This is a genomic window from Halomicrococcus pelagicus (assembly GCF_050954125.1).
This window is the reverse complement of sequence record NZ_JBPBWC010000001.1, coordinates 382886-400345: the sequence shown is the minus strand read 5'-3', so window position 1 is coordinate 400345 and position 17460 is coordinate 382886. Positions and strand designations below refer to the sequence as shown.

17 protein-coding genes and 1 tRNA gene are annotated in these 17460 nt (G+C 66.8%); 7 read left to right on the top strand and 11 right to left on the bottom strand.

All coding sequences use genetic code 11. From position 1 onward, the window contains the following. Positions 1 to 6: 6 nt before the first annotated feature. The 5 genes from ACRYA2_RS02215 to ACRYA2_RS02195 form a co-directional block, all read right to left on the bottom strand. Positions 7 to 1170, bottom strand: a complete 1164-nt coding sequence (locus tag ACRYA2_RS02215; RefSeq protein WP_433623786.1) for a methyl-accepting chemotaxis protein — start codon at positions 1168 to 1170, stop codon at positions 7 to 9. Then, a complete protein-coding gene (locus ACRYA2_RS02210; RefSeq protein WP_433623784.1) occupies positions 1137 to 1838 on the bottom strand; it encodes a globin family protein in 702 nt (233 codons plus the stop codon). The genes ACRYA2_RS02215 and ACRYA2_RS02210 overlap by 34 nt, the downstream gene beginning before the upstream one ends. A 223-nt stretch (positions 1839 to 2061) precedes the next feature. Beyond that, the gene (locus ACRYA2_RS02205; protein WP_433623782.1) at positions 2062 to 3282 is read right to left on the bottom strand and encodes a HEAT repeat domain-containing protein; all 1221 of its coding nucleotides are present in this window, start codon (positions 3280 to 3282) and stop codon (positions 2062 to 2064) included. 306 nt (positions 3283 to 3588) lie between these two features. After that, positions 3589 to 3867, bottom strand: a complete 279-nt coding sequence (locus ACRYA2_RS02200; protein ID WP_433623780.1) for a DUF7521 family protein — start codon at positions 3865 to 3867, stop codon at positions 3589 to 3591. Between the two features lie 2 nt (positions 3868 to 3869). After that, the gene (locus tag ACRYA2_RS02195; RefSeq protein ID WP_433623778.1) at positions 3870 to 4208 is read right to left on the bottom strand and encodes a helix-turn-helix domain-containing protein; all 339 of its coding nucleotides are present in this window, start codon (positions 4206 to 4208) and stop codon (positions 3870 to 3872) included. A 170-nt stretch (positions 4209 to 4378) separates the two neighbouring features. Here ACRYA2_RS02195 and ACRYA2_RS02190 point away from each other — a divergent pair, with 170 nt between their 5' ends. The 4 genes from ACRYA2_RS02190 (at position 4379) to ACRYA2_RS02175 (ending at position 8929) form a co-directional block, all read left to right on the top strand. After that, on the top strand, positions 4379 to 4789 hold the full coding sequence (locus ACRYA2_RS02190) for a chemotaxis protein CheW (RefSeq protein WP_433623776.1): 411 nt from the start codon (positions 4379 to 4381) through the stop codon (positions 4787 to 4789). Positions 4790 to 5332: 543 nt separating this feature from the next. Beyond that, entirely contained in the window at positions 5333 to 7153 is a 1821-nt protein-coding gene (glmS, locus tag ACRYA2_RS02185; RefSeq protein ID WP_433623774.1) for a glutamine--fructose-6-phosphate transaminase (isomerizing), read from the top strand. Positions 7154 to 7263: 110 nt separating this feature from the next. After that, on the top strand, positions 7264 to 8220 hold the full coding sequence (locus ACRYA2_RS02180; RefSeq protein WP_433623772.1) for a polysaccharide deacetylase family protein: 957 nt from the start codon (positions 7264 to 7266) through the stop codon (positions 8218 to 8220). 154 nt (positions 8221 to 8374) lie between these two features. After that, the gene (locus ACRYA2_RS02175; RefSeq protein WP_433623770.1) at positions 8375 to 8929 is read left to right on the top strand and encodes a DoxX family protein; all 555 of its coding nucleotides are present in this window, start codon (positions 8375 to 8377) and stop codon (positions 8927 to 8929) included. Positions 8930 to 9069: 140 nt separating this feature from the next. Here ACRYA2_RS02175 and ACRYA2_RS02170 read toward each other — a convergent pair. Continuing rightward, positions 9070 to 9153 (bottom strand) — tRNA-Gln (locus tag ACRYA2_RS02170). 195 nt (positions 9154 to 9348) lie between these two features. Further along, positions 9349 to 9528 carry a DUF7556 family protein gene (locus ACRYA2_RS02165; RefSeq protein ID WP_433624720.1) on the bottom strand — a complete coding sequence of 60 codons (180 nt, stop codon included), beginning with the start codon at positions 9526 to 9528 and terminating at the stop codon, positions 9349 to 9351. A gap of 255 nt (positions 9529 to 9783) precedes the next feature. Here ACRYA2_RS02165 and ACRYA2_RS02160 point away from each other — a divergent pair, with 255 nt between their 5' ends. Together ACRYA2_RS02160 and ACRYA2_RS02155 are read left to right on the top strand one after the other, a co-directional pair. Continuing rightward, positions 9784 to 10893 carry a DUF1616 domain-containing protein gene (locus ACRYA2_RS02160; protein ID WP_433623768.1) on the top strand — a complete coding sequence of 370 codons (1110 nt, stop codon included), beginning with the start codon at positions 9784 to 9786 and terminating at the stop codon, positions 10891 to 10893. A 31-nt stretch (positions 10894 to 10924) separates the two neighbouring features. Then, on the top strand, positions 10925 to 11494 hold the full coding sequence (locus ACRYA2_RS02155; RefSeq protein WP_433623766.1) for a metal-dependent hydrolase: 570 nt from the start codon (positions 10925 to 10927) through the stop codon (positions 11492 to 11494). Positions 11495 to 11641: 147 nt separating this feature from the next. On the opposite strand, the gene ACRYA2_RS02150 is transcribed toward ACRYA2_RS02155, so the two are convergent. From ACRYA2_RS02150 to ACRYA2_RS02135, 4 genes are read right to left on the bottom strand one after another with little or no spacing between them, the layout of a single operon-like run. Beyond that, entirely contained in the window at positions 11642 to 12664 is a 1023-nt protein-coding gene (locus tag ACRYA2_RS02150) for a lipid II:glycine glycyltransferase FemX (protein ID WP_433623764.1), read from the bottom strand. Continuing rightward, positions 12665 to 14281, bottom strand: a complete 1617-nt coding sequence (locus ACRYA2_RS02145) for an alkaline phosphatase family protein (RefSeq protein WP_433623762.1) — start codon at positions 14279 to 14281, stop codon at positions 12665 to 12667. It lies immediately after the preceding gene. A gap of 9 nt (positions 14282 to 14290) precedes the next feature. Further along, positions 14291 to 14569, bottom strand: coding sequence for a hypothetical protein (locus ACRYA2_RS02140; RefSeq protein ID WP_433623760.1), 279 nt, complete (start codon positions 14567 to 14569; stop codon positions 14291 to 14293). Continuing rightward, complete coding sequence (locus ACRYA2_RS02135; protein WP_433623758.1) at positions 14566 to 16152, bottom strand: ArnT family glycosyltransferase; 1587 nt, start codon at positions 16150 to 16152, stop codon at positions 14566 to 14568. The genes ACRYA2_RS02140 and ACRYA2_RS02135 overlap by 4 nt, the downstream gene beginning before the upstream one ends. 252 nt (positions 16153 to 16404) lie before the next feature. Between ACRYA2_RS02135 and ACRYA2_RS02130 the strand changes: the two genes are divergently transcribed. Continuing rightward, positions 16405 to 17385, top strand: a complete 981-nt coding sequence (locus ACRYA2_RS02130) for a hypothetical protein (RefSeq protein ID WP_433623756.1) — start codon at positions 16405 to 16407, stop codon at positions 17383 to 17385. Positions 17386 to 17460 lie beyond the last annotated feature (75 nt).

Below are 17460 nucleotides of genomic sequence, written 5' to 3'. Positions count from 1 at the left end.
ACGAGGTCAGTCGTCCAGGACCTGCTGCTCACCGGCCGATCCGGCGGGCAGGTCGTCGACTCTTTCGGCGAGCTCGTTGATCGCCGTCGTCTGTTCCCTGCTCGCGTCGACGATGTCCTCCGTCGCCTCCTGGACCTCGCCGGTCGTGTCGCGAACGTCTTCGACGGTCGCCATCACCTGTTCGACGTTCTGGGTCTGCTCGTCGTTCGCCTCCGCGACCTCCGTCACGCCGGTCGCCGCCTCGTCGACCGCGTCTGCGATCTCCTCCAGTGCGATGAGCGCGTCTTCGATCTCGCTGCCCGCGTACTGGACCTGTTCGTTCGACTCCTCGACCGCGACGACGGTCTCGTTGGCCTGCGACTGTATCTCCTCGATGCGCTCGGCGATCTCCTCGGTGTGCTCGCGCGTCTCGTTGGCGAGTTCTTTCACCTCGTCGGCGACGACCTCGAACCCGCTGCCGGCCTCGCCCGCGCGGGCGGCCTCGATGTTCGCGTTCAGCGCGAGCAGGTTCGTCTGGTCGGCCACCTCGGCGATCACTTCGACGACCCCCTCTATCTCGGTCATCTGGGACTCGAGTTCCGTCACCGTCTCCACCAGGTCGTCGCTCATCTCGATGACCTCCTCGGTCGCCTCCCGCGCCCCCTCGCTGGAGTCGAGACCGCTGTCGGCGGCCGCTTTCGCCTGCTCCGCCGCGGACGCGACCTGGTCCGAACTCGCGGCGACCTCCTGCATACTCGCGCTAAAGTTCTCCATCTCGGTCGCGACCATCGACAGCAGTTCCGTCTGCTCGTCCACCCGGTCCTCTATCTGGTGGGCGGACGTCGACGCCTCCTCGACCGAATCAGCCAGCTCCGAGGCCTGGTCGTCGACGCGCATCGCCAGCGTCTCGAAGCGATCGGCCATGTCGTCGACCTGGTCGGCGACGCCGACGAGCTGCTCGTCGAGCACGCCGTGTTCGTCGGTGAAGTCCGCGCGCGCAGAGAGGTCGCCCTGCCGCATGGCCGTCAGGGTGCTCCCGACCTCCTCGACCAGCGCGGTCACGCTCTCGTGACGACGGACGTCCTCCGTCCGGTCGCGTACCGTCTCGACGACCGCTTTCAGCTCGCCGTCCTCGTAGATCGGTTTCGCGGCGAACGTTATCTTCCGTTCCTCACCACCGGGGCCGACCATCGTCCCCTCGTCCTGATAGAGGGTGCGCTCGGCGTCCGCCCGTTGACGTCGAAGACCTCGTCGGCGTTCTCCGGTGCTTCGACGACTTTCTCCGCGAGCGTCTTCATCCGACGGCCGTCCGAGTAGAACGCCTCGGAGACGCCGTCGAACTCGCTCGCCTCCTCGGCGGTCACGCCGGTGAGGTTCTCGATGGCGCTGTTCCACGCTCGAATCTCGGCGTTCGAACAGATCATGAAGACGGGGACCCCGAGCCCGTCGAGGAGGTCGTCGTCGTCGACGTCGAACTCCTCGTCGTCTCCGGCCGTCCGGCTGCTTTCGTGGGCTTCCAGACCGGTCTGCATCCCGGAGACGCCCGCCCAGATACCGTCGACGAGCTCCGACTGAGCGCGCTGCAGTTCGCTCGACACCGCCTCGTTGTCGTCGCCGAAACGGTGGGCGAGGCGGTCGAATATCTTCTCGGTCATCTCCTCGAACGCCGCGCCGTACGTGGCGGCGTACACCGCACCCGACAGCTCGGCGTCCGCGTGTCTGCGTCCCAGCGTCGCGGCGTTCCCGATGGCCGCGTCCGGATTCGTGAACAGTTCGTCCAGGTGGTCGGCCTGCGCCCGCCGCAGTTCCTCGTCGGCATCGGTGCCACCGTAGATGTCGTCGAGCGAATCCGGTGACACACCTGTCACTCTCGATACCGAAACGCCGTCGGTGTCGGTGCCGCCGTCGAACGTGATTCGTTTCTGAGACTCTCCTGAGGTCTCGTTGCCGTCACCGATAGACTGCAAAAGTCGAACGAGCGTGTCCGTGACCATCTCTGGCGAAGCAAGACACCATCCGGACATAAAACTTTAGTAAAATCTCAGACGAGATAACGCTCCCCGATTTTAACGGTGTGATATCTTACCCCCGGCCGCCGAGTTTCGACAGAGCGGCGAACGCTCGCTTGCGGACCTCCTCGTCGTCGGTCTGGTCGACCAGTTCGTCCAGTCGCTTGCGGGTGCGTTCGCCGCCGACCTTGCCGAGGCCGAACGCCGCCATCGCCTTCGCGTCGGTGCTTGCCTCCCTGTTCGAGAGCAGTTCGAGCAGCGCCGTCTCGACCGACTCGCCGCCGATAGTCGCCAGACTTGTCACCGCGAACTGGGCCGCCATCTCGTCGTCGTCGTCCAGCACGTCGACCAGCGCCTCGATGGCCGCCCAGCGGTTCTGGCTGCCGGTAACTCGCCCCAGCAGCCAGGTGGCGTTCCGCCGCTGGTGGGCCTGCGACCCCTCCTCCAGGATTTCGACCAGCGACGAGACCACGACGCGGTGGTCGGTCGCGCTCAACCGCTCGACCATCGTCTGGCGCAGTTCGTGACTCCGTTCCGCGGGCACGTTCGACAGCAGTTCGACGAGCGAGAACACCGCCGCCCGCCGGACCGTGTCGGAGTCGTCTCCGAGGAGGCTCACGAGCGCGTCCAGCGACCTCGGACTCCCGAACTCGCCAAGTGAGCCGGCGGCGATGCGTCGAACCGCCTCGCTGTAGTCGTCGAGCATCGCCAGCAGCGCCGCCAGCGCCTCGTCGCCTTTCGTCCGGCCGAGCGCCTCCGCGGTCTCCCGTCGCACCTCGGCCTGCTCGTCGTTCCGCAGTTCTGCGAGCGCCGAGACGGCGCGCCTGTCTTCCAGTCGCCTGAGGGCTCTCGCCACTCGGGCCCGGACGCGATGGTCGGGGTCGGAGAGTCGGTTCACGAGGTCGTCGGTCGGCGAGCGACTGCCGATGCGGCCGAGCACGTTCGCCGCGGCCATCCGCAGTTCCGGCTGCTTCGACGTGAGCGCGTTCGTCAGCTCCTCGGCTCGCGCCCACTCCGCCTGGCCGCCGTCGACCTCCTCGCCGACGATGGCGGTGATGAGCTGTTCGACCGCCTCGCGCTGGTCCAGCGCGTCGATGGCCGCTGCCCGCACCCTGGCGTCGTCGTCCTCACGGGCGGCGACGGTCAGCGAGTCGACGACCTCCTCGTCCGGCGCGTCGACGTCGCCGAGTATCTCGGCAGCGCGACGCCGGACGCCCTCGTTGTCGCTCGCTTCGAGCACCGAGGTAAGTTCGTCGACGTCGTTTTCCTTCTCCAGGGTGAACAGCGAGGTCACGGCCTGCGATTGGTGTCGTGCGGCAAAAATATAACTTTCGTGTGACGATGCGCTCCGCGCTCGAAGGGAGAAGTCCCGGAGGTCGTTAGACCGTGACGGCGCTCTCCTGAGAGAGCGACTGCGGGACGTTCGCGCGGTAGATGGTCACCGCGCCGTACCGAGCCGTCGGGCGTAGTTCGACGTTCTGACCCCCGTCAAGGTCCTGCCGATCTTAGAGGCACGCATCGTGATGGCGAATCGATTATCTTGGCCGTCTACCACTGGTTCGGATTCGTCCGCATCACTGGTCTAAGAAGTGACGGAACATCAGTCCGACAGTATTCCAAATATAACTGATAAGAACCTGGCGGTCGTGAGCAGGTAGTTGACCGAGAGGAGAACGGGGGTCCGTTCGAAACCCGTGAGGAAAGCGCTCACCGTGGTCGCGGTGGCGGCTGCGACGATGAGCGTGAATCCGACGGAGAGATGCAAGAGCGCGCGACGCGACGTCCGCTGGTAGGCGCGGACGGCGAAGCCGACCATCGAGAGCCCCGCGACGGTGAGGGTGAGGCTGAAACCGACGTAGAGTAGTTCTATGGTTTGCATCGTCACTCGTTTTTGAGGTCGCGCCAGACGTCGACCAGCGAGTTCTCCGCCTCGGGGCGGTCCTCGATGGTGACGTCTATGTCGTCGGTCTCGAACGTCACCTGGAGGCTGTCGATGTCGCGCCGGTACACCTTCGTTCGTCGCCCTTCGTCGGAGAACTCCCGACCCGAGAGTTCGAGCAGGTCGGCCTCCGTGAGCTCCTCGATGCGGCGGTAGCTGGTCGCGATCGGGATGTCGAGTTCGTCGCTGAGCTCCTGGGCGGACTTCGGCTCGTTGGTGGCGCTGAGGATTTCGGCGTTGTACTTGTTGCCGAGCACCCGGAGCAGTTCCACGGACCCCATCGGTTATCGGGTTTGATAACCGCCCCATAAAAAATACCATCACTAACTTAGCGGAACCAATATCGAAAGAGTTCAAAAAGAGGATGTGAGTGTAGACTGATGAGCGAGTGATTGCCGACGAACTGCCGGACGGCGGAACAGTAAAGTAGGCACCGTGGGGAAGAGGTGGTATGTCAAAAAGCGTTGCAGACGTCCAGGTACTCGTCTTCCGTCTGGAGGACAAACGGTACTGCGTCGACATCCCGCACGTCGACGAGATCGTCGATCGTGAGAAACTGACCCAGTTACCGAACTCGAAACCACACGTCGAGGGCGTGATGGACCTCCGGGGAACGACCACGACCATCGTCAATCCGAAGACGGTGCTTGAACTCGACGACTCCGAGACGGGCGACCGCGTCGTCGTCTTCGACACGGAGGGGGAAGGTAGCACTGGGTGGCTCATCGACGAGGTGAGCCAGGTCGTGAGCGTCGACGAGGAGGAACTGGACGAGTCCGTCGAGAGCGAGTCGGTCCACGGCGTCGTCCGTCGGGGCGACGACTTCGTCGTCTGGCTCAAACCGTCCGCTATCCACGCCTGAGGCCGTCTTCTTTCCGTTCGACAACGATGGACTGGCCGGGCGTTCGGCCGACGCCGTCACCGGGGTACGGCTGAGATATAGCTCATAGGCCGTCCCTGCGGACAGTTCAGCAAGCGTATAACAAAGGTGGTTACCGGGGTTTCATAGATACCGTTCGGCCCTCGACAGTGGCCTGTTGAGGTGCTCTGGACACAGCGGAGGCGAGTTACCTATGAGATTCCCGAACGCTAGGCGAACGTTATTCAGTCGGGTCGTACTGGACCAGTACGAATCAGGACCGGTCGAGCATCCATGAGCGGTCCAGCACGACTACACCGCCGTCACGCACGGCGGTCCGAGAGCGCCGTCGTCGAGCGTGTTATCGAAGGGAGTCTCAGGGGGGTGAGTGTGTATGTTTGAACGTATCTTTCCACATTCGAACGCAGTGATAGTCATCAGAACGACAGCAACGGCCCGAAGCACCGTCGACCGAACGTCCGGACGCTCGAACCGCGAGCCGTCCGAGCACTCGAACGACTCGGGGTCGCAGGGGGTGGTCGCCTGATGTGTGGCATCATCGCCTGCGTCGGCGACTCCGACGACGCGGTCGACGAACTGCTGGTCGGTCTCGAGAACCTGGAGTACAGGGGGTACGATTCGGCCGGACTGGCGGTGAAGAACGGCGGTGACCCCGCGGTCTTCAAGCGCAAAGGGGAGATCTCCCGGCTGAAGGACGTGCTTGCCGACGAGACGCCCTCCGGTGGCCTCGGCATCGGTCACACGCGCTGGAGCACCCACGGCCCGCCGACCGACGCGAACGCCCACCCGCACACCGGTTGCGGCGACCGCGTCGCCGTCGTCCACAACGGCATCATCGAGAACCACGGGGCGCTCCGCGAGGAGCTCCGGGCGCGGGGCCACGTCTTCGACAGCGACACCGACACGGAGGTCATCCCGCACCTGGTCGAGGAACACCTGGCCGAGGGCGTCTCGCCCGAGACGGCGTTCCGGCGGACGGTCCGCCGGCTGTCGGGGAGCTACGCGGTGGCCATGCTGGTCGAGGAGAGCGACGCGGTGTACGCCACCCGGAGCGGGTCGCCGCTCGTCGTCGGCGTCGACGACGGCGAGTACTTCCTCGCGTCCGACGTGCCGGCGTTTCTCGATTTCACCGACGACGTCATCTACCTCGACGACGGCGACGTGGTCGTCGCGCGACCGGACGGCCACGTCATCACCGACCTGGACGGTAACGCGGTCGAGCGCACGGTCCAGACGGTCGACTGGGACCCCGAGGACGCCGGCAAAGGGGGGTACGACCACTACATGCTCAAGGAGATACACGAACAGCCGACGGCCCTCCGGCAGACGCTCCGCGGGCGCGTCGACGCACAGACCGGGGAGGTAGCGCTGGAGGATTTCCCACCGGGTACGTTCGAGGACGTCTCCCGGGTCCAGTTCGTCGCCTGCGGAACCTCCTACCACGCCGGCATCGTCGGCGCTCGACTCCTCGGGGCTCGCGACGTCCCTGCACGGGCCTTCCTCGCCAGCGAGTACGCCACGTCGCCGCCGCCGGTCGACGGGGAGACGCTGGTCGTCGGCGTCACCCAGAGCGGCGAGACGGCCGACACGCTGGCGGCTCTCCGCCGAGCCAGGGCCGCCGGGGCGCGCACCGTCGCCGTGACGAACGTCGTCGGGTCGACCGCGGCGCGCGAGTGCGACGACGCGCTCTTTATCCGCGCCGGACCGGAAATCGGCGTGGCCGCGACGAAGACGTTCTCCTCCCAAGTCGTGTCGCTTACTCTCCTCGGCGAGCGCCTGGTGCGGGACGTGACGGGGAGTCGAAGCGACGACGTCGAGGAACTGTTCGCCGCGCTCTCGGACCTGCCGGGCCAGGTCCAACAGGTGCTCGACTACACGAAGGCGCGCCGCGTCGCGAAGCGGTACCGCGACAGCGACGCCTACTTCTTCATCGGTCGAGACACCGGGTTCCCCGTCGCGCTGGAGGGCGCGCTCAAGTTCAAGGAGATAACCTACGAGCACGCCGAGGGGTTCGCGGCCGGCGAACTGAAACACGGCCCGCTGGCGCTGGTGACGCCGGAGACACCCGTGTTCGCCGTCTTCAACGGACGAGACCACGAGAAGACGCTGGGCAACGTGAAGGAAGTCGAGGCACGGGGCGCGCCCGTCGTCGCGGTGGCGACGGACGACGACGAAGCGGCGTTCGAACACGCCGAGACCGTGCTGACCGTCCCGGAGACTCATCCCGACGTGGCCGGCGTGCTCGCCAACGTCCAGCTCCAGCTCCTGTCGTACCACGCGGCGGACCTGCTCGGAAGATCCATCGACAAACCCCGCAACCTCGCCAAGAGCGTCACCGTGGAGTGAACGGTGACCCGTAACCGGGGAGTGACCGGGGACAACTTTGGCTTACGTGGCCGAACCGGCGTGAACGGTCTGTGCGGTTTAATCGCAGACCGGTCGCACTCACTCGAGTAATGACTGCTGTCGTTCTCTCCGTAGATGCGGAACTCGCGTGGGGATTCCACGACTCGTCGGAGGTCCCCGAACGCCGGGCGGTCGCTTCCGAGACGTGGGAACGACTGCTGGACCTGCTGGACGAGTTCGACGTACCCGCGACGTGGGCCATCGTCGGTCACCTGTTCATCCGGGAATGCGACGGCGAGCACGAAGACCACGCGACGCCGACCGACGACTGGTTCGACGACGACCCCGGCGGGTCGGCGGCCTCCGCGCCGCCCTGGTTTGGCGACGGTCTGGTCGAGGCCGTCGCCGACGCGGACGCCGGCCACGAGATCGGCGGCCACACGTTCTCCCACGTGGCGTTCGGCGACGAGCGGACGACCCGCGACGTCGCGATCGCCGAGACGCGGGCTAGCGTCGAAGCCGCCGACGACGCCGGTTTCTCGCTCCAGTCGTTCGTCTTTCCGGGGAACGACGTCGGGCACCGCGACGTGCTCGCGGCGTACGGGTTCACCTGCTATCGCGGCACCCGTCCAGCGCTCTGGTACGACGACGCGATACTCCGGTCCGTCGCCAAGACGGTCGACCTGACGGTGAGCGGGACGACGCCGCCACTCGTCGAGCCGACGGTCGACGACCACGGACTCGTCAACGTCCCGGCGTCGATGTACCTCTTCGGCTTCGAGGGGTGGCCGCGGACGGTCCTCGAACGTAGCTGGGCCGACCCGATGCTCAGGGCCGCCAAGCGCGGCATCGACCGCGCCGCCGACGAGGAGGGCGTCTTCCACCTCTGGTTGCATCCGAGCGACCTCGTCGCCGAGCGGGACTTCCGGCGACTGCGCGCCGTCCTCGAACACGTCGACGCCGTGCGCGAGGCGACCGACCTCGCCGTTCGGACGATGGGCGAGGTGGCGGCCGACCTGCGACCCGAGGACCCGGTCACAGAACGGACGCCGATCGGCCCGCGCTGAGACGGGTCGACCGTCTTTGCGCCAGTCGTCGCCGCACGAACCGGACGACTACACCGCCGGGTCGGTGGAGACGACTGCGCCGGTCGATAGAAACTTCATAGTTTTCGCTCCGAACGGGGAAGCACCTTTAACTATGTCCTTTGTTGACACTATGATGTCGTCTCGAGAAATAGAGCTCCGGAGTACGGTAGCAAGGTTCGCGGCGGAAGGGAAACTCCACACACTGAGCGTGTGGTTCATCCTCGCGCTGAGACTCATGATGGGACTGGCGTTCTTCCAGAGCGGTCTCGACAAGGTTCTCTCGGGCGAGTTCTCCGCGGGTGGCTATCTCCAGAACGCACCACCGGCGAACGGCAGCCCCGTCGCCGACCTCTTCGTTGCGATGGGGAACACCCCGTGGTTCGTGGACTTCGTCAACGTCGCTGTGCCGTGGGGAGAGGTTCTCATCGGCCTCGGTCTGCTCTTCGGCGCGGTCACGCGCCTCGCAGCGTTCTTCGGCGCGTTCATGATGCTGCTGTTCTATCTCGGGAACTGGGACATCGCCCACGGCTACATCAACGGTGACTTCGCGTACATGCTCATGTTCCTCTCAGTCGCTGCCTTCGGTGCTGGCCGGATTCTCGGCCTCGACCAGTACATCGAACAGTACGAAGTCGGTGGGAAGCCGCTCGTCGAGCGGTATCCGTGGACTCGGTATCTCCTGGGATGACGTTCCTCCCGTACTCCTCGAACCGTACCCGGTAATCTCGATCTAGCGATTCAGACCGGGATAGTCGCAGGGATAATCGTCGCAGCTCCGAGCCAGTCGTTCGCTTTCGGTCGCTGTCGCTTCGCGTTCGTCGCAGCCAGCGGAAGGGGCGGGATTCGAACCACGCGAAGCCTGTCAGGCTCCCACCGTCAAACGGTGGTGCTCTACCACTGAGCCACCCTTCCATGAACCGTCAGAAAGGACGCCGGGTTTCTGACGTCCACGCGCGACCGTTCGGTAGCGAGCGTAGAAACGGTTTCGGACGGCGACAGCGAGACCCCGACGGTGTCGCCAGTCCTGGTTCGCCGAACCGAGACGGGAAGCGAGCACGTTCGCGCGGGCTCGCCGGGGAGACCCCGACGACGCGGAGAGCGCTCGAACTAGCGGCACTGCGAGAGAGGCTGGGTCGCAGACAGGGACATCGTTATCCAGGCGTCGTCTCGGCTCACGTCGGCGATGACGGCGACCCGTCCGCCGCGCTCGTCGGTGTCCACCGCGAACATGACGTCGTCTTCAGAATCCTGTACGTCTCCGTCGTCGGTCGTGCGTGTCCAATTCAGGGGAGATCACCGTCGTTTCGCGTTACCCCACGCCGGGGTTGCAACGGGGATACACGGGTATCTCTCTTTGTTATGTGCTCCATTTCGCTCGGTAAGCACCACTTGCGTCGGCGGAACTGCGCGAACGGCGTTCCCGGAGTCCGACCAGTGTAGCGTCTCTCGACCGCCTCAGCGCACCGCTGCGCGGAGTACGTGCAGGATAACAAAGTGCCGTCCCGGGGTAGGCCGACGGGAGTTGAACGACATGGCTCCCGGATGTACGACGGACCAGCACGGCGCGAGGACGCTGCATCGAGCGAGGACGAGGCGTCGGTGGGGGGGACCATGAGTCACGACGCGGCCGACTCCAGGGTGAAACGGTTCGGCGCGCTCGCGGCGTTCCCCCTGGACCTGGCCGCGCTGGTCGCCTTCGTCGGCGTCGTCAACTTCGCGCTCTCCCAACCGCTCGTCCGTGGAACGCCGCTGGCCGTCGCGCTCGGGCTGCCGCTCGTCTTCTTCGCACCGGGGTACGCCGTTCTCGCCGCGCTGTTTCCCGGGTCCAGTCCAGGGAAGGTCGATGGCTGGGTGCGGACGGTCGCCGGGCGACGAGAAAAAGGAATCACCACAGGCGAGCGGCTCGCGCTCGCCTTCGGGACTAGCGTCGCGTTGCTCCCGCCGCTGTGGGTCGCGCTCTCGCTCGCCGGCGTCGGCTTTACCCCGCTGACGGTGCTGGCGGCGGTCAGCGGTCTCACGTTCGTCGGCGTCGCCGGCGGTGCGGTGCGGAGGGCACGCATCCCCCCGGGCGACCGCTACGACGTACCGCTGCACTCGCTGGCGGGGCGATTCCGCGAGAGCGTCACCGACAACGAGGACGACGTCGACGCGGCGCTGAACGTCGCGCTCGCGCTGGCGATCGTGGCCGCGACCGCGAGCATCGGCTTCGCCGTCGCAGTCCCGACCGACGGCGAGCGGTTCTCGCACCTCTCGCTGCTCACGCGCGGGGAAGACGGCGACCTCGTCGAGGCGGGCTACCCCGAGAACGTCACGGCGGGCGAGGACGAGCATCTCACGGTCGCCGTCGAGAACCACGAGGGACGCACCGTCGAGTACACGCTCGTCGTCGAACTCCAGCGCGTCGAGCAGGCCGCAGGCGGGGGTGGACGCGTGGTCGAACAGACGGAACTCCGGCGCACGCAGCACAGCGTCGCGGCCGGGGAGACGTGGCGGACCCGCGACCACATCGAGCCGACGATGACGGGCGAGGACCTGCGACTGACGTACCTCCTCTACGAGGGCGAACCGCCCGCGGACCCGTCGAAGAGCAACGCCGACCAGCACGCCCACATCTGGATCAACGTGACCGCGGCGTCCGGAGGAGAGCAGTGACCGCGACCTTCGAGACGGAGGTGAGGTGACGATGTGGCCCTGGGAACACCTGGCCGTCGGCTATCTCTGTTACTCGGCGTACAGCCACCTGGTGGCGCGCCACTCCCCCCGGAGCGACGCGGTCGTCGTCCTCGTGGTCGCCACGCAGTTACCCGACCTCGTCGACAAGCCCCTGGCGTGGTCGCTGTCGGTGCTGCCGAGCGGGCACTCGCTGGCGCACTCCCTGCTGACGGCCGCGCCGCTGTCGGCGTTCGCACTCGCGCTGGCGGCCCGCGCGAACCGCGCCGACGTCGGCGTGGCGTTCGCGGTCGGCTACTGCTCCCACCTCGCGGGCGACGTGGTCTACCCGACGCTGCTCGGCCGACCGCCGAACGTCGCCTTCCTCCTCTGGCCGGTCGTTCCCGCGCCGCCCGAGACGGAGAGTCCCGGACTGCTCGCGCAGTTCTCGCGGTACTTCGGCGACTACCTCGCGCGTCTCGGGGAGGCCGGGCTGTCTGGCTACGTCGCACTCGAACTGGCGCTGCTGGGCGCTGTCTTCCTCCTCTGGCTCTACGACGGAATGCCGGGACTCCCGGGACGGGCGCGCGTCACTCGGCGCTGACCCACCCTTACCGGCCGGGTCTGGTCCCGCAGTCGCGACGGGCGTCCCGGCTACCTTCGTCGACATCGCCGCAGTTCCGATACGCGACGACCGACGAGCTATCGTCGTCGAAAAGAATCGACGCTGCGCTCGAAAAAATCGGGATCGTCAGCGGAACCGCTTGTACACGTCCGAGAGGAGGTTCATCATCCGGGTGCCGCGCTCGACGCTGTAGTAGCGCACGAGTTCGGGCGCGAACTTCGCCTTGTAGCTGCAGAGGCGCTGTTCGTTCGCGCCGACGAGGTCGTACCGGGCGATGCCGTCGTCCATCGCGTCGGTCATGATGGCCCAGTCGACGAGGTCGTTGACGGGGACGTCGGCGTCGTGCTTCGCGCCGCCCTGCCAGCGGTAGACGCGTTCGTCGTCGGCCAGCGCGACCATCCCGCCCGCGAACTCGCCGTCGACCTCGCAGACGTAGGGCCGGACCGCGCCCTCGGGGAGGCGGTCGCGGAGCACGACGACGAACTCCGCATCGAGGGTGTACGGCTCGCCCTGTTCCTCGTGGCGGGCCTCGACCTGTCTGACGATGCGCCGGATGGCGTCGGCACCGCCGACGCGGATTTCGTAGCGGTCGTCGTCGGTGCGGACGTTGCTCCGGGCGTCGCTGCTGAAACTCGCAAGCAGGTCGTCCTCGCTCCGCGTCAGGTCCACCTCGTACGTGTGGCGGGGCTGGACCTGGAACTCGTTCCACTCGAAGGGGCGCACGTCCTCGTATCGCCCGCCCGTGCGGACGTGGACGTACTTCGGGTTGCACTCCCGGTCGAGCCAGTCGAGGCAGCCGTCGACGAACCGGCGGTGGCGGCGTTCGGCCTTCCGGCGCTTCAGCTTCTCCATGTTCAGCAGGGCGGGACCGAGGTGGGGAACCCAGAGGTTCGGCGGCGGCGAGAACGCGGTCGCCACGCCGCCCCTGGTGATGGTGAAGGCGGGGAAGAGTCCCACCGGCTCCTGTCCCTTGAACCCCACGAGGGGGTGGAGGTCGGCGCCTGTGGAGTCGGCCTGGACGCGGAGTGCGTCCAGGCGGTGGAACAGGTCGCCCTGGGGCGACCGCTCCACGAGGTCGTTCCAGCGGCCGAGGAGGTCCTCGTCCGCGCGCTCTACTCTGATTCCGTTCCGTTCGATGGTGACGCTCATCTATTCTATGTACCCGAGGTCGGCGAGCCGCGCTTCCACGTCGCCGTCGTCGGTCGCAACCGTCTCGCCCGCGTCGTACGCGGGGTAGCTCTGCTCGCCCGCCGGTTCGACGACCGGCAGCGTCTCGCCGTCCATCCGGTCGCTCGCGGGCGCGTCGAGCGTGGCCAGCACGGTCGGAGCCACGTCGAACAGGTGGGCGTCCGAGAGGTCGGCATCGGGGTCGACGCCCGCGCCGGCCGCCGCGACGATGCCGTCGCGCTTGTGGTTCCACGGCTCTCGGGGCTGGCCGAACTGGGTGCCCCGGAGTTGTGCGGAGAGGAACTGGTCGAAGTCTGCGGGGACGGTGACTACGTCCGGAGCGTTGTCGACGTGCGGTCCGTCGAAGAACGCCTCGCGGGTCGCCACCGTCTCGAAGACCCGGTTCCCGCTGGGCGTGCGAACGCCCTCCAGCGCGTCGACGAGGTCGGACCGCACCGACCGGTAGCGCTCGGGGGAGACGACGCCGTCCGGTTCGCGCCCCCGGAGGTTGATGCGGACGCCGCACTCGATGCGGTCGCGGACGTACGCCTTCGACGAGGGGAAGTCCACGCGCTCAGTGGCGGCCCGGACCAGGTTCTCGGGGACGCGTTCGGCGACGAACTCGTCGAGGCCGGCGCGTTCCAGCGCCGCCCCGATGCGCTGGCTGGTGATGCCGACCTTCGCGCTCACGGCCAGTCCACGCTCTAGCAGACCGTGGCCGCGGTCGTTCCCGGCGTCGCCCTGCTGGAGTTCGTCGCTGGCGATGGTCGACCACGAGGGCATCCCGTCGCCGCCCCGCGCCGTCTCGACGTACCCCTGCTCGCGCAGGAAGTCGTTGACCCGGAACTCGTAGCCCGAGTACGGCCCGATGCCGTGGTCGCTGGCGACGAGGACGGTGTCGGGGTCGCAGTCGTCCAGAATCTCCCCCACCTGCTCGTCGACCGCCTCGTACACCGCTCGAACCTTCGCGTCGTCGTCCGGATACTCGTGGAACACGGTGTCCGTCTGCTGGAACTGGACGAACCCGAACGACGGCTCGAACCGGGAAACGAGGTAGCGGAAGGCCTCGCCGCGCATCCCGACGAGCCGCCGGTACCACGCGACCGCCTCGTCTTCGTCCACGTTTCGTGGTGCGTACACCCGGTAGTCGCCGATGGCGTCGCGCACCTCGTCGAGGACGCCGTCGGGGTGGCAGGTGGGGTCCTCCGGCGCGGTGTAGCCCGGGACGAGCGCGCCGTCGAACGCCCGTGGCGGATGGGTCACTGGCGCGTTGACGACGACGCTCGAGTGGCCGCAGCGGTCCAGCAGTTCCCAGAGGGCGTGCTCGCGGACGCAGGTCGCGTTGACCACGTCCCAGTCGTACCCGTCGAAGTCCAGAAATCCGAAGACCCCGTGCTTGCCGGGATTGACGCCGGTGTACAGCGAGGGCCACGCGCTCGGCGTCCACGGCGGGACCTGCGACTCCAGCGGGGCGGCGGTGCCGTCGTCTAATATCGACTGCAGGTTCGGGAGAGCGCCGTCCTCGAAGAGCGGGTCGAGGACGGACCGACAGCCGGCGTCGATGCCGACTAACAGCGTCTGCAACGGTTGGCTGTCCATCCTGTCCGTTCAGACCCCAGCTTCAGCCTTTGTTATGCACTCGCTGGAATTTCGGTAGAGGAGACGTACTGTCGCGCCGTCGTCGTCGATATCCGGCGTCCGGTCGCGGACCGTCCGTCGCGGCATTTCGGCGTCGTTCGTCCCGGCGCGGACGTCGTCGCGTCTGGCCGCGCCGTTCGTCCGTGCGTCGGCGCGGAGCGCTCGGGTCGTTTCCGCGCGCCCGGTCCGGCCCGGTGCAGTGGTCGCGCGACGCGAGGACCGTCGCCAGTTCGGAACGCCGGGCGTCACGTCTCCGCAGGGAGGTCGACGACGCGGACGACCACGGCGTCGCGGTTCCGGTAGACGATGCGATAGCGGTCCGAGGCGGCGAGCGAATGACGCATCTCGGGCGACTGCTCGTACATCCGGTACAGCGAGGAGTACTGCCCGCGGGGCAGGTAGAGGTAGTCGGGGGAGAGTCCGCGCTCGACCAGCGTCGCCGTCAGGCAGTCGGCGTCGCGACAGTTCGTCAGCGCCTGCTTCGTCTGCAGGTGGCGCTGCTGGGTCGCCCGTCCCTCCCACTCGGTCCCGCGGTAGCTCACCAGCGACGTTCGCTCGGCGAACAGCGGGAACCACTCGCCGACGTCGCCGACGACCACGAACGAGGCCTCCGGCGGCGTCTCGGACTGGATCCACCGCATCGCCTCGAGGTCGCCGTCGTCGAGGTACGACTGGGTCGCGGTGGCGTCGTCGACGCCCGGATAGTTCGCGACGTGCATCGCGCCGGTTCCCGCGCCGTACAGGCAGAGCAGGGCGACGACGACCGTGGGGGCGCTGACCGGAAGCGAGCGCGTCCGGGTCGTGGCGACGCTCGCAGCGCCCCAGAGGCCGACGGCGGCGACCATCGCGCCGACGAGCATCGTCACCCGGCCGGGGAAGACGAGGAGGGAGACGGCGAGCCAGCCCGGCAGGAGAAGCTTCCGGCGAGCGAGCAGGTAACAGCCGCCAAGCAGCACGAGCAGGTGCCAGAGCGAGGGAAACGGGAGGTTGGGCGTGTACCAGAACAGGAGGGGGCCGAGCGGTTCGAGACCGAGCCCGCCGTGGGTTCCGCTCGCGCGCGCGAATACAGAAGTACCGTGACGCGCGAGGACCGTCGCCCACCAGGGACTCGTTAGCACGAACCCGGCGACCGCGACGGTGGCACCGAACGCGAGGCCTCGTCGGGTGCGGTCCAGGACGGCGTAGAGGAAGAGGTAGCTGAACGCGAAGGAAGCGGCGTTGACGGGGTGGGTCAGCAACAGGACGGCGAAGCAGGCGACGCCGGCGTACAGCCAGCGCCGGCGGTGAGTCTGGAAGAGGCGGACCCCCGCGTACAGTCCCGCCGTGAGGACGGCGAAGGCGGGCGCGCGGACCACACCGCCTGCGGTGAGATGCATCGTCGTGATGGTCGGACTGGTGGCGACGACGACGGCGGCGACGCTCGCCCGGCGGCGCGTCCCCAGCAGCTGGTACGCCAGGAAGTACGCGGCGACGACGTACCCCAGCGCGAACAGTCCGGGGAGTACGCGAACGAGCGTGAGGTAGTCGAGGCCGGTCAGATCCAGTAGCCCGGCCAGACCGTAGAACCCTAGCGGCGGATAGGCGAACGGAATCCCGCCGGACGTGTAGTGGGGAATGCGTGCGGGGAGCCGGTACCCGTTCGCGAGTATCGCCTCGGCCATCGCACCGTAGAGTCCCGCACCGTACCCCGGAAGCGGATGGGTGAGGAGGTAGGCGAGATACACGGAGAGGGCTGCCGCGACGGGTGGTAAGAGGGCGGCTACGTGTCGCGTTCGTTCGGACGCTGCTGTACTCTCGACGGTTGCGTTGCGAAGTTTCTGGGCGACGCTCATCGGTTGTCTCCTCGAAACGGGCCGCTAACGTTCGAAACCACCCGTGTCCGTTTTGTTATGGGCTCCTTGTTGCCGGGAGAGCCCCCAGCAGGAGCATCTTCACTTGTACCGGCTGGTGCTCAGCGTTCAGCCGGCCAGTAACGGTACCCTACTGGGGGTGTCTTCGATTCGGCCAGTAGCCTTAAAATCTGTAATCCAGCGTTGGGCAGTAATCGTCATCTACTTAAACTAGTAAGGTAGCATTGAAGCTGCATGGCACGCGACGAAACGACACGCGAGCGAACGGAAAGCGAACGCGGAAACGAAACGAATCGCAACCCGAGCGAGCGATCCGAGAACACCGTCAGCAGGCGGTCCTACCTCCGGCTTGCGGGCGCAGCGACGGCGGCCGCGGTGGGAGCGAACGTGACGACCGGGCTGTCGGACGCGGGCCAGTACGAGACGATTACCGTCCCCGCCGGCGAGACGAAGGCCATCACGGTCGGCGACGGCGAGACGTTCGAGAACAAACTCATCGACCAGAGCGCCGAGGGGGCCGCGGCGAAGATCGACGCCTCCGGTTCCGACTGGACCATCCGCAACGTCGGGTTCAAGGGCAAGTGCGGCGCGAGCTCCTTCGGCTTCTTCAGCCTCATCCCGAGCGTCTCGTCCGGCGGCAAGGCCGTCGTCGAGAACGTCTACATGGGCGACGGCGTGGAGACGAACAGCGCGAACGAGGCCGAACCCGGTGCAGTCTGGGTGAACGCCAACAATCCCCACGAGGGCGAACTGACCTTCCGGCACTGCAACATCCAGAAGTACGCGAACAACGGACTGTACGCCAGCGGACCGGGCGCGAAACACGGCGCCGGCGCCGGCGGTCCCGTGAAGGTCGAGAGCTGTTACTGTGCGAGCAACGACATCGCCAACGTTCGCCTCGGGACGCCGGGGTCGTACGTGAAAGACAGCGTCATCGAGAACAACGGTGTCGACGTCCACCACTCCAACGGTCCGAACAAGCGCGGAATCTGGGGCTGGTACGTCCCGATTACCGTGAAGAACTGCGACGTTAACGTCACCGAGTACGAGGCCGTCAACGGAGGTTTCCACGGCGGGAAGGTTGCCGTGAAGAACTCCGAAGTGAAGGGACCGACCAGCGGTAGCGTTTCGACGACAGGCGTCAGTAGCAGCCCCAAGACGAAGATTCCGAAGAAGGTCCCCCAGAGCGCCGAGCAGGCGGCGAACGGGAAGTAATCGCCCGTTTCTCGACGAAACGCGAGCATAACGAGCCTATCCTTCTTTCCCGTCTTTATTTAAATTGACCCGTTA